Here is a 13,647-nt window from a genome sequence, read left to right on the forward strand (position 1 = left end):
TGCAAATAGTTGATACTGGATTCAAAGTTGGTCAAAACTAATACTTTGTAAACGCAAAACTACGCCAGTGGTTTTTTTAACCATTTTGCATCGGATTTGTATTGATGACTGGTATACGCAATAATACTCTTGTAATGGATCTTACACTAACTGGAAAGACTGCCCTTGTTTGCGGCAGTACACAAGGCATTGGCCGCGCTGCGGCTGTTGAACTGGCCCTTTTGGGAGCCAATATTGTGCTGATGGCCCGCAACGAACAAACACTCCGCGAAACAGTGGCTGAGTTGGATGCCAGCCAGGGCCAAATGCACCGGTATCTGGTGGCAGATTTCAGCCAGCCGGGCGAAGCCCCGGCGGTACTCAGCCAGCACCTGGCGCAGTTTCCGGCCATGCACATTCTGATTAATAACACCGGCGGGCCGGCAGGTGGCGCATTGATCGACGCCAAACCAGATGAATTTACCCAGACATTTCACAATCACCTGCTCAATAATCAGGCGCTGGTTCAGGCGGTTTTTCACGCCATGAAGGATGCCGGTTTCGGACGGATTATTAATGTCATTTCAACGTCCGTAAAACAACCCATTGTAGGGCTGGGTGTGTCGAACACCATTCGGGGAGCGGTGGCGCAGTGGGCCAAAACACTTTCGCTGGAGATTGCCCACTTTGGTATTACGGTCAATAATGTACTGCCTGGTTACACAGAAACGGCGCGTTTGGCCGCTGTACTTGCCATGCGGGCGAAATCGTCGAAATCGTCGGGAAAGACGGAAGAAGAGATAGCCAGACAAATGGAGAGTGAAATTCCGACTGGGCGTTTTGTCAAAGCCGAAGAGGTGGCATCCGCTATCGCTTTCCTATGCACCCCCGCAGCCGCGTCGATCAACGGTATCAACTTGCCGGTAGATGGCGGACGAACGGGCAGTCTTTGATCCGGTTAATGGTTAATGGTTAATGGTTAATGGTTAATGGTTAATGGTTAATGGTTAATGGTTAATGAAAACAGTCTAACCTCAGAAGCGTCTACTCATCAACTAATAACCATTAACTTAATAACTCATTAACCAATAACCACCCTTAAACGAGGCTATTTTTAAAGGCGTAGGCGACCATGCCCGCTGTATTTTTGGTACCTGTTTTTTCTAATATCCGTAACCGATGGCCTTCAACTGTTCGGGGGCTAAGGAATATCTTCTCACTGATCTCCAGCGTAGAAAGGCCCTCGCAGATTAGCATCAGCACTTCTTTCTCGCGTTCGGAAAGCAGTATCTTGCTGTTATAAAATGCATTGACGGGCTTCGTTATGGTTGTCTTGTTAGTCATTTTTCGGAGCATGGCCTTCGATACGAACTCGTTTAGGTAAACGCCTTCGTCCATCACCTTGCGCACCGCTTTTTCCACTTCGCCTGCTTCGGCATCTTTCAGCAGATAGCCGCTAACACCTTTTTCAAGGAGGTGAAGCACCATGCGGTCTTCATCGTGCATGGTAAGCACAACAATTTTGATGAGAGGGTAATTTTCCCGCAGATAATCGGCGGTGGCAGTGCCATCCATAACCGGCATCTGGAGGTCGAGCAACACAACGTCGGGAAGCTTCCGGGCAATTTTATCAATTAGCTCCTGTCCATTGCCAGCTTCGAGGACTAACTCAAAATCATTGATCTGCCCCAGTATGGTGGACATCCCGACCCGGAACAGGGTGTGATCATCGCAGAGGGCCAGTTTAATTTTTCGCATAGAGGAAGAAAAGTTAAGAGCTGATACCCTATTAGTCGCATAGAGCAGCCATTCGGCAAACAAATTAACTCAATAAATTAACAGGTTGCGCGTCATGCAGTTGAACCTGTATATGAATTTGCGATCCGCGGCCGGGTGCTACGTCGAACGTTACATGTCCGTTCACAACACTAAGGCGGCTTTCGATATTCCGTAACCCCAGCCCTCCCTGCTTATTTTCCATAACAGCGTCGAAATCGAATCCTACTCCATTGTCAATGACCGATAGGCGAACCTCCTGATCAATACAAATCAGTTGAATAGTAATCTGGCTGGCTCGGGCGTGACGAATGGCGTTATTGACCAACTCCTGGGCAATTCGGTATAACATCAAATCGAGAGATGGCGGAAAGGGCGTGTCAGATTCGGGAAAGGTTAACTGTACTTCTGTACTTGTATCGGTAGCGCGATCGGCCAGTTCTTCCAATGCGGCCAGCAGTCCAAATCGCTCCAGAGTAGTTGGCACCAGGTTCCGGCTTATTCGCCGAACGTTAGTCATGGTTTCATCAATCATGGAGCGCGTTTTCTGAAATTGAAAACTTATTTGCCCATCCGCGGAAACCTGGCGTTCCAACTGGTTGAGGCTCATTTTAGTGACCGATAGCATGGTGCCAATGCCATCGTGCATATCTTCGGCCAGTCGTTTCCGCTCTTCTTCCTGCCCCCGAAACGTAGCTGCCATCAGGTCACGCCGGTGCTGAGCCTGCAATTCCTTGAAGGCTAATTGCTGTTTCGCCTGTTTTTGCTGGTAATAGGCTACGAAGATGATGATGAACACAGCCATCACCAACAACACAGCCGTACCAACGGCAATTACAAAACCGGAATCTACTGACATTGGCTTACTTGCAGGCAATCTGCGTGAAGTAAAGTTCAAAAATCTATAGCTGAATATCAATTCTACCAATAACTATTGAGTTAGCGGAACAGTCAATGTAAGCCTATTCACTATAAGTTATAAAAAGTAGAAAGAATGAAGATGTATTTTTATTGAAATTCGTCAAAGAGTATTATCCTGATCGTATTTGCTAAACCAGATACCTATGGATGCTAGTAAGCAGAAGAAAATATAGAAAATGAGATTCGTATCCCAATACTGTTGAAATATTTCTGGTTGAGCCTTACGAGACAACACCTTATCACTTAAAAGAAAAATAAAAAAGGTCCCACAAAAATAGAGAAGCCAGCCACTATTTATCCAGAACATTGAATATGTGAGTATATTTTTTATTCGCACCTCCGACAAGACTCGCTCAAAAAAAACTATGGTAATTAATATACCATACAACCTTACAATTGTAAAATCTATTATGGAAAAGTCACTTTTGCTATAGAACAATAGGCCTAAAAAAAGAGAAATAACAACACCCCAAACTATAGTTTTTCTGTATCTTGAAGAGTGTATCCTAGGGTTGTTGTAGAAAATTAACGCTAAAAAAAACAGCTCAATAAAAGAAAAAATATTATAGATGAAGAGATTATTTTCTTTGACAGAAGCAAGTAGGTTAGATAAAATATCTCTCAAAAAGAAGAGAATAAACAGTACCAGAAGAAGTCGGATTTCATACTTGATTGATACTATTCGAAATAACCCTATTAGTATAGGTAATAGGGTTATTAACTCAGCAATAAAGGCTATTGGATAATCTTGATACGGGCTAAAGAATCGACTCATTACATAGATTCATTACATAGCTTAACTACCACAATATTGTGGGCATGGCCGGCCGTCACCGACTGCTCTGCCGCTACCATCATCTGCGGGCATATCTTTCATTCCGGCTTTATCAACCCGGATTGGCATATCTTTACCTTTAGCATCTACTCCTGTCAACAGTACGCGAGGCACAAGCTGACCTTTATCCGGACTGGTAGGCTTGCCATCAGAATCTTCCCAACGCTTGGCGTGATGAATTCGCAATCCTACACAGCCGGGTTGGCTAAGTAGATACTGGATGTGGTTTGTACCAAAAAATTCGGAACGAATATATTCGTCTTTTGAAAGACCAACTTGAAGCTTACGCTCCTGGTAAGCGCCTGTCAGGGCCTGTGTTTCTTGTGGGTCCAGAATACGGCCCGCATCTTTGGTAAAAACATTCATAATGGATCAGATTGGAATTAAGATGATAGATGCGCTCTCTAAGGGTGGACAAAAGCGGAAAGCGAATCTAAATTACAACATCAATGTTTCCCGGCTACCATTACAAAATACACAGATCTATCGACAATGAGCTAACAACCAAACACTTAAGCCTTATAAAATATTTATCAATACGTAGTTCTACGTGCTAAAGTGCGGGGTTCTGCGTGGTTTGTTTACGATGCTGAAACTCCGTGTTTATGCGCTTATATGAGCTTATCGTTACATCTACCTTTGTTATGTTACTATGGAGCATCTGGCGTAGCAATAAATTTTTCTCATAGGTTAGGTTTACGAAAAACGCCGGAGCAGCTTGCTCCGGCGTTTCTGTATAAGTGGCATATAGCTCTTGAATACCGCTACTTTAGCAGGTTTAGCAAGTAGGCGCCGTACCCGCTTTTCACCAATGGCTTGGCAATTGTTGCGAGTTGAGTAGCGTCGATGAATTTCATACGATACGCAATCTCTTCCGGACAGCCGATTTTCAGGCCCTGACGCTCTTCAATGACGTGAACGAACTGACCGGCCTGCATCAGCGATTCGAAGGTGCCCGTATCGAGCCAGGCAGTTCCCCGATCCAGCACGCCAACCTTCAATTTACCCTGTTCTAGGTAAACCCGATTTATGTCGGTGATTTCCAGTTCCCCTCTTACGGAAGGTTTTATGTTCTTGGCAATATTGACAACGTCGTTATCGTAGAAATACAATCCGGGTACCGCATAATTTGACTTAGGCTTCTCGGGTTTTTCTTCGATGGACAATACGTTGAACGCTTCATCGAATTCCACCACGCCGTACCGTTCCGGATCATGTACCTGATACGCGTACACCACACCACCGTCGGGGTCGTTGTTAGCCTGAAGTAGTTTCGACAGGCCTGAGCCATAGAAGATATTATCGCCCAGAACCAGCGCTACCTTATCGTCGCCGATAAATTCTTCACCAATAATAAACGCCTGTGCCAGCCCATCCGGACTAGGCTGAACGGCATATGTAAATTTACAGCCAATACGCTCGCCATCGCCGAGGAGTTTTTCGAAATGGGGCAAATCGTGCGGAGTTGAAATGATCAGTATTTCCCGAATACCTGCCAGCATCAGAATCGACAGGGGGTAATAGATCATCGGCTTGTCGTATACGGGCATCAGCTGTTTCGAAACAGCCAGGGTAAGCGGATGGAGACGAGTGCCAGAGCCTCCGGCAAGTATAATTCCTTTCATTTATTTAATGAGTGAAAAAGTGAGAGAGCGAAAGAGCAACCAGCGGATCAATTTTTCGCTCCGTACCGGCAACCCGGTATCGCTCTTTCACTCTTTCGCCTTTATTAACGATTCGCGTACATTCCCTGATAATAACTCTGATAGGCCCCCGAAGTAACGTTATCCATCCACTCCTGATTCGCCAGGAACCAGTCGACGGTTTTTTCAAGACCTTCGGCAAACTGAAGGGAAGGCTCCCAACCAAGCTCATTCATGATTTTGTGCGCGTCGATAGCGTAGCGCAGATCGTGTCCGGCGCGGTCGGTCACATACGTGATCAGTTGCGCCGAGGTTCCTTCCGGCCGACCAAGTTTACGATCCATAATGCCGCACAGCAAGTGGACAATATCAATGTTTTTCCACTCATTGAAACCACCGATGTTATAAGTTTCGCCCAGCGTTCCTTTGTGGAAAACGGCATCAATGGCACGCGCATGATCAACCACAAACAGCCAGTCCCGAACGTTTTCTCCTTTGCCATAAACCGGTAGAGGCTTGTTCGTCTGAATGTTGTGAATCATCAACGGAATCAGCTTCTCAGGAAAGTGATTCGGGCCGTAGTTATTCGAGCAGTTCGACAAAACAACGGGCAATTTATACGTATTGCCGTACGCCCGCACGAAATGATCTGAGGCCGCTTTTGATGCGGAGTAAGGCGATTGCGGATCGTAGGGGGTTTCTTCGGTAAAGAAATCTTCGGGATTGTGCAAAGAACCGTACACCTCATCCGTCGATACATGATAGAAGCGTTTACCTTCAAAGCCGCCCGTAGAAGCCCAGCTGTTTTTAGCCGCATTAAGGAGATTGACCGTACCAACAACATTGGTCATTACGAACGACATAGGGTCTGTGATTGACCGGTCAACGTGCGACTCAGCCGCCAGGTGAATGACGCCATCCAGTGATAATTCGGCGAACATATCCTCCAGAAATTTCGCGTCGGTAATATCACCTTTTATAAAGGTATAATTAGGTGCATTTTCAATGTCTTTCAGGTTGGCCAGGTTACCGGCATACGTCAAGGCATCGAGGTTATAAATTTGATATTCGGGGTATTTCGTAACAAATAGGCGAACGACATGTGAGCCAATAAATCCAGCTCCGCCTGTAATGAGAAGTTTCATTATACTTTAGGTTTTAAGTCTACGGTTAATTATTTACAATTACTGGACACTAAAGTAATATTGCATCCGGTAACTGTAAATAACAAATTTACTTATATTAATTTTTTCTGCCAGTTCCATGCATCCCGTAACGACTCAGCGAGCGAACGGCGGGCCGACCACTCCAGCACACGGTTTGCTTTCGTAACATCGGCGTATACCTGCTCCACATCACCCGCCCGTCGTGGCCCAATAACATAGTTAACCTTCACCCCGGTAGCCGCTTCAAAGGTCCTGATAACGTTCAGAACCGTTTCGCCACGTCCTGTACCGATATTAATAACGTCATAAGAAGCGCCTGCCGGGGCTTCTATCAGCTTTTTCAGAGCCTGAACGTGAGCATCGGCCAGATCAACCACGTCGATATAATCGCGAATGCAGGTGCCGTCCGGTGTATTATAATCATCACCGTATACAGTCAGGCTAGAGCGTATGCCAGCGGCCGTTTGTGTAATGAACGGTACCAGATTTGCTGGAACACCCAACGGTAGCTCACCAATTTCAGCTGATGGGTGCGCACCGATCGGATTGAAATAGCGAAGGGCCAGAGCTTTGACCGGTATCTGTGCTGCTATTGCATCCCGGATAATATCTTCACCAATGGCTTTAGTATTCCCATAAGGCGACTGAGCCGGCAAACGTGGTGTTTCTTCCGTTACGGGCAATTGAGCCGGTTGACCATATACAGTGCAGGACGACGAAAACACAAAGTTCTGTACCGAGAACTGAGGCATCAGTTCCAGTAACAGCATCAGCGGGTCCAGGTTATTGCGGTAATACTTCAGCGGTTTGGCGACCGATTCACCTACCGCTTTGTTGGCGGCAAAATGAATAACGCCAATGGGTGCTTCTTTCCGGAAGATGTCGGCCATGATCTCGGCATCATTGCAGTTTACCGGATAGCAGGTTACATCGTGGCCCAGGATAGCCCGCAGCCCATCGAGAGCAGAGCGTTCAGAGTTGGAAAAGTCATCAATAATGACCGGCTCAAAACCGGCGTTAACCAACGAAACAACCGTGTGGGATCCTATGAATCCTGCACCTCCGGTTACCAGAATTTTGGGAGAATTGCCTGAAAGAGTCAAACCGTTTTTTATAAAAATTTTGTTGCTATATTAGCATAGTCAGTTTCATAATCAGACAAAAGTAGCATATTCAGCAGGTTTCCGAAAACAGTTTTTATTCTGGGGTACCCTGATAAAGTAATACAATCGAATGAATGACAACGAATTGAAAGCCCTTATCTCGCTTCTGGACGACGAAGACCGGGAGGTCGTTGAACACGTTGAACAACAAATTCGACAGATGGGGGGGCAAATGATCCCATTTCTTGAGTCGGAATGGGAAGGTAGCTTTAATCCTGCCCTTCAAAAGCGAATAGAAGAAATTATACACGATCTTCAATATGAGTCTGTGTTGGATCGTATGCGCGACTGGAAAAATGGCGGAGGTATGGATTTACTGGAAGGGCTCTGGATCGTCGCTACCTATCAGTATCCTGACCTGTCGCTCGATAAACTCAAGCAGGAGATAGAGCAACTGTTTTATGATGTATGGGTTGATTTCAAGACAGATATGCACCCCGACGAGCAGATTAAGGCGATGAACAGTGCCTTTTTTTCCAAGCTAAAATTTGCGCCGAACACTAAGCATTTTCACTCGCCAGCCAATTCGATGATCAACCAGGTACTCGAATCACGCCGGGGAAACCCCATAACGCTCTGTGTACTTTATATGCTTATTGCCAAACGGCTGAATCTGCCTGTATACGGTGTTAATTTGCCTAATCTCTTCGTACTGACCTATAAAAACAGCAGTGGTGTTCAGTTTTATATCAATGTATTCAACCGGGGTTTGGTCTTTACTACCAAAGACATCGATCAGTACATTGATCAGTTAAACATCAAACGGCTGGATACCTTTTACCAGCCCTGCACAAACGCCGATATTGTCCGGCGTGTACTTCGCAACCTGACGCTGGCTTTCGAAAAGAACGGTGATACTGAGCGCGTTCGGGAAGTAGAGCAAATCCTTAACACAGTTCGGGACGACGGCGACGGCCTTCCACTTTCAGATTATACCCAACGGTAAGCACGTACCCACGGGATTCATCCCGTGATTTACTTGATAAATTCAGGAATCACGGGATAAATCCCGTGGGTACACTAATAGGCAACGGCCAGCAGGCCGGGGCCTTCCTGAAAACAACGTATAATGAGTTGCTCCTGGTGGTCGGGTAAGCGAACATGTCCTACCAACTGGTCAAGGCCATCCGCAAAAGGCTCGATCAGTAAGTGCTCCCGGAAAGTGAGCTGACGCTTTCCATAAAGTTTATATAAGGCTTCTTTGGCGCACCAGTAAACCGCCAGCCGGTTTGGGTCACCAGCCGCGTGCGCAAGTTCACTCTCCGACAAAACACGCGGTACTACCCGCCTGAACTGCTCCCGAATTGGTTCAATATCAATGCCCACAGGGCGCGACCGATGCAGCACCGCAGCGGCCCATCCATTCGTATGAGACAGGGAAATATGCCAGGGAGAGTTAATAAGGTGTGGCTTCCCATATTCGTCTTTATACAACCCACTGTAATCTGTTCCCTGCTCTTCAACTAATTGCCGGATCGTTACCCGGCAGGCCAGCCATTCAACGCGCTGGGCTGGATGGCTGATGCGCGCCAGATCCTCCTGTTCTGCCACAGTTAGCAGCACCTTAGCCCGTAATGCAAGCTCGTCCTCTGTAATAGCCTTTAGCCTGGCCACACAGTCACCGTTTATATCTAGTTGAAAAGTCACCATCAAAAGTCGGAAGTCATTCGAGAAAAAGAAAGGATTAACGACCTTTGAGCAACAACTTGTCTTTTCATCCAGTGATTGTAGAAAAACTAGATACGTTTGGCGGCCACCGCGACCCTGTTTACACCCTGGAATATGGCTTAGTAGCCGAACAGTTTTTTTCGGCCGGGGGCGACGGGCAGGTTGTCCGTTGGCATCTCGACCGGCCCGATCTGGGCGAACTGGTGGCCAAAGTACCCGCTTCTGTCTATGCCTTAGCCCTGCATCCGGCCAGCGGACTTTTGTGGGTTGGTCAGAACTACGAAGGCATTCATCTGATCGACCCGGCCCGCAAACAGGAAGTGGCCTCGCTTAAGCTTACATCGGCCGCTATTTTCGACATCAAATTTCACAAAGACGACGCGTTTGTGGCCTTGTCGGATGGGGTTGTGGCTGTTGTTGATACAGACCAGCTTGCGGTTCGCAAACACCTTAAAGCATCCGATCAGTCGGCACGATGTATTGCGGTTAATCCCGTTGAGCGCGAACTAGCCGTTGGCTACAGCGATAACGTTGTTCGTATTTTCGATTTAATAACTTACGAACTCAAGCAGGTTATTCCGGCCCATGGCAATTCTGTTTTTACAGTTGCGTACTCCCCAGACTTCCAGCAGTTGCTCACTGCCGGGCGCGATGCACATTTAAAAGTTTGGGCGGTAGAAAAAGGCTACACCCTTCAGCAGGATATTGTAGGGCATATGTTTGCTATCAACCATTTAGCATTTAGCCCAGACGGCCGCCGGATTGCTACGGCCAGCATGGATAAGTCACTTAAAATATGGGATGCCGAGACCTATAAACTACTTAAAGTAGTGGACCGCGCCCGTCATGCCGGACATGGCACATCCGTTAATAAAGTCCTTTGGACAAATTACCACCAACTACTACTTTCGGCCAGCGACGACCGTACTATTTCGGTATGGAAAATGATCTAAGATTATTCGTTATGGTATGTTTCCTCTATTTTTCGGCCTAATTTTTGTAAAATAGGTATTAAGGCAGTTAATTCACCTTTATCTACGTATTTAGTAACACACAAAACTTGTAGCGCACCAATGAAAATTACGCCAATTGAAATCCGGCAGCACACGTTTGAAAAAGGGTTGCGCGGCTATAAAACCGAGGAAGTTGACGCATTTCTAGCTTCATTATCTCAGGAATGGGAACGCTTGACCGGCGAATATAAAATGCTGAAAATGCAGCTTGAACTGGCCGAAAAAGAATTGGGTAAGCTCAAGGAAGTAGAAATGACCTTATTCCGGACGCTTAAAACAGCCGAAGATACAAGCGTTCAAATAACCGACCAGGCGAACAAAGCGGGGGAGAAATATATTGACGAAGCCCGCCAGAAAGCCGACGAAATGCTGGCTGATGCCCGAAAGCGGTCGGCGCTGATGGTACAGGATGCCGAAAACCAGGCCCGGTACCTGAAAGATAATATTCTCAATGACATTAAATCATTGGAGCACGATTTTAAAGCACTGGAAAGCTATAAGGAGAATCTGGCTGTCCAGATTCGCACTCTTGCCAGCAATGCCGTTGATAGCGTGGATCGTTTCGAAAAGAAATTTTCCCGGCAAAATCTGAAGGGTAAAATCGATGATATAACCGTTCAATTAACCGACGAACTGAAACAACCCGAAACTGACGCCCTTCCCGACGCAGTAACGCCTACCGACACGGCGGCTGAGTTACCACCACTCATTGATCGGGAGGAGTCTGTTCCGGAAGCGATTCCGATCGATGAGGCCGTTATGGAAAAGCTCGAGGATGCCCTGCATACCGATCATCAAACGGCAACTCCAACGGCTACCGAAACCACAGATGAATCGCCGTCAGAGCCTTTACCAACGGAGGTAGACACGATTGATCCAGAAGGTACTCCTGTTGCTTCCACAGAAGAGGCATCGACAAAAAAAACTGGTTCCTTTTTCGACCAGATTTAAGCATATCCTTAAAGACATCACCCCGATAACTCCCTGACCAACCGCCAGGGAGTTATCGGGGTGATGCATCTCCGAACGACGTTATGGGAACAATTGCCTTAGAAGGGTTAGAGTTTTTTTCGTACCACGGCTTTTATGACGAGGAACAGAAGATTGGCAACAAGTATTCGGTCGATATTGTAGTAACCGCCGATTTCTCGGAAGCTGCCCGGCGTGACCGGCTAAGTGCCACGGTCAATTATGAAGATTTATACCGGATTACGGCCGGTGTCATGAAACAACCCGCCCGACTGCTCGAACACATTGCTCACCAGATCATTCAGGAAATCAGAGGAAAATACACCGACTTGCAAGCTGTAGAAGTAAGCGTTTCTAAATTCAATCCGCCCATCGGGGGCGTCTGCCACCGGGCGAAGATAACCTTGAAAGAGTAGTTAGGAGTTAGAAGCGAGGAGATAGGAGCCAGCCAGCAGTATAACGTGCCGGTCCGTCCTCCTATTTCCTCGCTTCTAACTACTTTTTTAAACTGCCTGCTGAATACCGGCAAATGAAATTGCCATGTGCGATGCATCGTAAATGCAGGCACCATTGCGAATCAACAATACCTGGGGCGACTCATGCTCAACCCCAAACTCATGTTCAATTTTATTGGAAATAGGCCGATTGGCGAGTAAGTCAAGGTAGTATGGCTTCACCCCTAGCTGGTCGTTCCAGTTACGCTCCATACGGCTCAGCGCCATAGCACTGATTGAACAACTTGTGCTGTGTTTAAAAATCAAAACAGGCTGCTTTGCTGATTCTGCTTTGATCGTATCTAATTGAGTATCACTCGTTAGCTTGTTCCAGTTCATTTGTACCAACATACATTCTGTTGACGTAAAATCATTTTTACCTATGAAAAGTTCGTCAATTTTCGGGCGTATACCGTAGTTTTTCGGCCATTTCAGGCGTGATCGCTTCAGCATATGCCCCATACGCATCAACCAATGTTCCTTTGTTTCCATTTTTAGCCTCAATGGCATACAAAACCATCTCATCGCCGGGATCAGTTGGCCCCTCAAAGCGATAAACGTCGACAACATCAAAATCGGCGGGGCGTAGTTCAATGTTGTCGGGCTGGCAGTGCAGGTGATCAGATTTGAGGTTATAATCCTGCGTGAACCCCTGTTTTCGTAAGCCTTCGAGGGCTTCGGTCAGTGTGTCGTATGCGTGCATGAGAAGGTGGTTTATTAATTGAGTAGCTTTGCCGAATATAACCAACCTTACCTTTCCTTGGTTTCGGGAATCTACAACACCGGCATTTTTGCCTTTCAAACCCTGCTGCGAGCGGTAGCGCCTTTTAACCCCAAAGCCCAGCTGTGGGTAGAGGGAAGGCGTAACTGGACCGACAGACTACGGCAGGCTCTCGACGGAAACACCCAGCCCATTGCTTGGTTTCACGCGGCTTCGCTGGGCGAGTTTGAGCAGGGACGCCCGGTCATTGAAGCGTTTCGGGAAGTTTACCCAGATCATAAAATTCTACTGACGTTTTTCTCGCCCTCGGGGTATGAGGTACGCAAAGACTACGAGGGCGCCGACTACATCCTCTACCTACCCGCCGATACGTCCGCCAATGCCCGACAGTTTGTTACGCTGGTAAAGCCCCAGATTGCGTTCTTTATTAAATACGAGTTCTGGCACAACTACCTCCGCGAGCTGAAAACAGCCGGAGTTCCGGTCATTTCTTTCTCGGCTATTTTCCGTCCCAGTCAGCTTTTCTTCAAACCCTGGGGGCAGTTTTACCGGAATATGCTCCGCTGTTTCGACCATATTCTGGTTCAGAACCAGGAATCTGTTAGCCTGCTGACCGACATAGGGTTGACAAATGTGACGCTCGGTGGCGATACGCGCTTTGATCGGGTATCGCAGGTAGTAGTTACAAAGAAAGCCATTCCCATAGCCGAAGCGTTCAAAGCCAACATGCCCCTTTTGGTTATTGGCAGTGCGTGGCCAGAAGACATGGCCGTTTTGATTCCGTTCATTAGCCAGTTTGATAATCCCCTCAAGGTTATTATTGCCCCCCACGAGATTCATGACGAGGAAATTGAGCGCTGGCTAAAGCAGTTGTCAAAGCAGTCAGTGCGCTTTTCTCAGGCAAGTACAGATACAGCCAGCTCTTTCGACATTTTGTTTATTGACAACATCGGTATGCTTTCATCGCTGTATCAGTATGGTGAGTTTGCCTACATTGGCGGGGCGTTTAAGCAGGGATTACATAATATTCTGGAAGCGGCTACCTTCGGAATGCCGCTGTTTTTTGGGCCGGAATATGATAAATACCAGGAAGCGATTGATCTCGTAACCGAAGGAGCCGCTTTTCCAGTCAGTAACGAAAGAGAATTAACAGTGGACTTCACAAAGCAGTACCAAAGCGCAGCAAAAGCAGCGCAAATCAGCCGACACTACGTACAGCGGAACATTGGCGCAACGGCGAAGGTTATGGAGGTTGTACGCGAATTAATGAGTAAAAGAATAGGCGAATAGTAACGCCAA

At 47.0% G+C, this 13,647-nt stretch carries 15 protein-coding genes; 6 read left to right on the forward strand and 9 right to left on the reverse strand.

Annotated elements, in window-relative coordinates:
- Positions 1 to 134 precede the first annotated feature (134 nt).
- Positions 135 to 932 carry an SDR family oxidoreductase gene (locus tag NT073_RS02525; protein ID WP_297368287.1) on the forward strand — a complete coding sequence of 266 codons (798 nt, stop codon included), beginning with the start codon at positions 135 to 137 and terminating at the stop codon, positions 930 to 932.
- Between the two features lie 145 nt (positions 933 to 1,077).
- Here the strand turns inward: NT073_RS02525 and NT073_RS02530 are convergent, their stop codons facing one another.
- From NT073_RS02530 to galE, 6 genes are all read right to left on the reverse strand, one after another.
- Positions 1,078 to 1,737: a response regulator transcription factor gene (locus tag NT073_RS02530; protein ID WP_012930300.1), complete on the reverse strand. Its 660-nt coding sequence runs from the start codon at positions 1,735 to 1,737 to the stop codon at positions 1,078 to 1,080.
- A gap of 64 nt (positions 1,738 to 1,801) precedes the next feature.
- Positions 1,802 to 2,614 (reverse strand): sensor histidine kinase, encoded by an 813-nt coding sequence (locus NT073_RS02535; RefSeq protein ID WP_297368290.1) that lies wholly within the window; start codon positions 2,612 to 2,614, stop codon positions 1,802 to 1,804.
- An 858-nt stretch (positions 2,615 to 3,472) separates the two neighbouring features.
- A complete protein-coding gene (locus NT073_RS02540) occupies positions 3,473 to 3,877 on the reverse strand; it encodes a hypothetical protein (protein ID WP_297368292.1) in 405 nt (134 codons plus the stop codon).
- A 398-nt stretch (positions 3,878 to 4,275) separates the two neighbouring features.
- Positions 4,276 to 5,136 carry a glucose-1-phosphate thymidylyltransferase RfbA gene (gene rfbA / locus NT073_RS02545; protein WP_297368294.1) on the reverse strand — a complete coding sequence of 287 codons (861 nt, stop codon included), beginning with the start codon at positions 5,134 to 5,136 and terminating at the stop codon, positions 4,276 to 4,278.
- 104 nt (positions 5,137 to 5,240) lie between these two features.
- Entirely contained in the window at positions 5,241 to 6,299 is a 1,059-nt protein-coding gene (gene rfbB, locus NT073_RS02550) for a dTDP-glucose 4,6-dehydratase (RefSeq protein ID WP_297368296.1), read from the reverse strand.
- Between the two features lie 92 nt (positions 6,300 to 6,391).
- Entirely contained in the window at positions 6,392 to 7,423 is a 1,032-nt protein-coding gene (gene galE / locus NT073_RS02555) for a UDP-glucose 4-epimerase GalE (RefSeq protein ID WP_297368299.1), read from the reverse strand.
- Positions 7,424 to 7,553: 130 nt separating this feature from the next.
- On the opposite strand from galE, the gene NT073_RS02560 reads away from it, so the two are divergent.
- Positions 7,554 to 8,429 (forward strand): transglutaminase-like domain-containing protein, encoded by an 876-nt coding sequence (locus NT073_RS02560; RefSeq protein WP_297368301.1) that lies wholly within the window; start codon positions 7,554 to 7,556, stop codon positions 8,427 to 8,429.
- 74 nt (positions 8,430 to 8,503) lie between these two features.
- Here the strand turns inward: NT073_RS02560 and NT073_RS02565 are convergent, their stop codons facing one another.
- Positions 8,504 to 9,133: a 4'-phosphopantetheinyl transferase superfamily protein gene (locus NT073_RS02565; RefSeq protein WP_297368303.1), complete on the reverse strand. Its 630-nt coding sequence runs from the start codon at positions 9,131 to 9,133 to the stop codon at positions 8,504 to 8,506.
- Between the two features lie 71 nt (positions 9,134 to 9,204).
- Here NT073_RS02565 and NT073_RS02570 point away from each other — a divergent pair, with 71 nt between their 5' ends.
- The 3 genes from NT073_RS02570 to folB all read left to right on the forward strand — a co-directional run bounded on the left by NT073_RS02570 (position 9,205) and on the right by folB (position 11,549).
- Entirely contained in the window at positions 9,205 to 10,104 is a 900-nt protein-coding gene (locus tag NT073_RS02570; protein WP_297368306.1) for a WD40 repeat domain-containing protein, read from the forward strand.
- Between the two features lie 120 nt (positions 10,105 to 10,224).
- The gene (locus tag NT073_RS02575; RefSeq protein ID WP_297368310.1) at positions 10,225 to 11,115 is read left to right on the forward strand and encodes a DivIVA domain-containing protein; all 891 of its coding nucleotides are present in this window, start codon (positions 10,225 to 10,227) and stop codon (positions 11,113 to 11,115) included.
- An 83-nt stretch (positions 11,116 to 11,198) separates the two neighbouring features.
- Positions 11,199 to 11,549, forward strand: a complete 351-nt coding sequence (gene folB / locus NT073_RS02580) for a dihydroneopterin aldolase (protein ID WP_012930289.1) — start codon at positions 11,199 to 11,201, stop codon at positions 11,547 to 11,549.
- Between the two features lie 87 nt (positions 11,550 to 11,636).
- Here folB and ytxJ read toward each other — a convergent pair whose 3' ends face one another.
- Positions 11,637 to 11,966 (reverse strand): bacillithiol system redox-active protein YtxJ, encoded by a 330-nt coding sequence (ytxJ, locus tag NT073_RS02585; protein ID WP_297369132.1) that lies wholly within the window; start codon positions 11,964 to 11,966, stop codon positions 11,637 to 11,639.
- A 55-nt stretch (positions 11,967 to 12,021) separates the two neighbouring features.
- Complete coding sequence (locus NT073_RS02590) at positions 12,022 to 12,330, reverse strand: phosphoribosylpyrophosphate synthetase (protein ID WP_297368313.1); 309 nt, start codon at positions 12,328 to 12,330, stop codon at positions 12,022 to 12,024.
- Positions 12,331 to 12,387: 57 nt separating this feature from the next.
- Here NT073_RS02590 and NT073_RS02595 point away from each other — a divergent pair, with 57 nt between their 5' ends.
- A complete protein-coding gene (locus NT073_RS02595) occupies positions 12,388 to 13,638 on the forward strand; it encodes a glycosyltransferase N-terminal domain-containing protein (RefSeq protein WP_297368316.1) in 1,251 nt (416 codons plus the stop codon).
- Positions 13,639 to 13,647: the final 9 nt, after the last annotated feature.

Source organism: Spirosoma sp., from assembly GCF_026391055.1.
In the GTDB taxonomy this organism is placed as follows: Bacteria; Bacteroidota; Bacteroidia; order Cytophagales; family Spirosomataceae; genus Spirosoma.

Coding starts and splice junctions, on each gene's coding strand:
- NT073_RS02525 (WP_297368287.1), top strand. CDS start 135: ATGGATCTTACACTAACTGGAAAGACTGCCCTTGTTTGCGGCAGTACA.
- NT073_RS02530 (WP_012930300.1), bottom strand. CDS start 1,737: ATGCGAAAAATTAAACTGGCCCTCTGCGATGATCACACCCTGTTCCGG.
- NT073_RS02535 (WP_297368290.1), bottom strand. CDS start 2,614: ATGTCAGTAGATTCCGGTTTTGTAATTGCCGTTGGTACGGCTGTGTTG.
- NT073_RS02540 (WP_297368292.1), bottom strand. CDS start 3,877: ATGAATGTTTTTACCAAAGATGCGGGCCGTATTCTGGACCCACAAGAA.
- rfbA (WP_297368294.1), bottom strand. CDS start 5,136: ATGAAAGGAATTATACTTGCCGGAGGCTCTGGCACTCGTCTCCATCCG.
- rfbB (WP_297368296.1), bottom strand. CDS start 6,299: ATGAAACTTCTCATTACAGGCGGAGCTGGATTTATTGGCTCACATGTC.
- NT073_RS02560 (WP_297368301.1), top strand. CDS start 7,554: ATGAATGACAACGAATTGAAAGCCCTTATCTCGCTTCTGGACGACGAA.
- NT073_RS02565 (WP_297368303.1), bottom strand. CDS start 9,133: ATGGTGACTTTTCAACTAGATATAAACGGTGACTGTGTGGCCAGGCTA.
- NT073_RS02575 (WP_297368310.1), top strand. CDS start 10,225: ATGAAAATTACGCCAATTGAAATCCGGCAGCACACGTTTGAAAAAGGG.
- folB (WP_012930289.1), top strand. CDS start 11,199: ATGGGAACAATTGCCTTAGAAGGGTTAGAGTTTTTTTCGTACCACGGC.
- ytxJ (WP_297369132.1), bottom strand. CDS start 11,966: ATGAACTGGAACAAGCTAACGAGTGATACTCAATTAGATACGATCAAA.
- NT073_RS02590 (WP_297368313.1), bottom strand. CDS start 12,330: ATGCACGCATACGACACACTGACCGAAGCCCTCGAAGGCTTACGAAAA.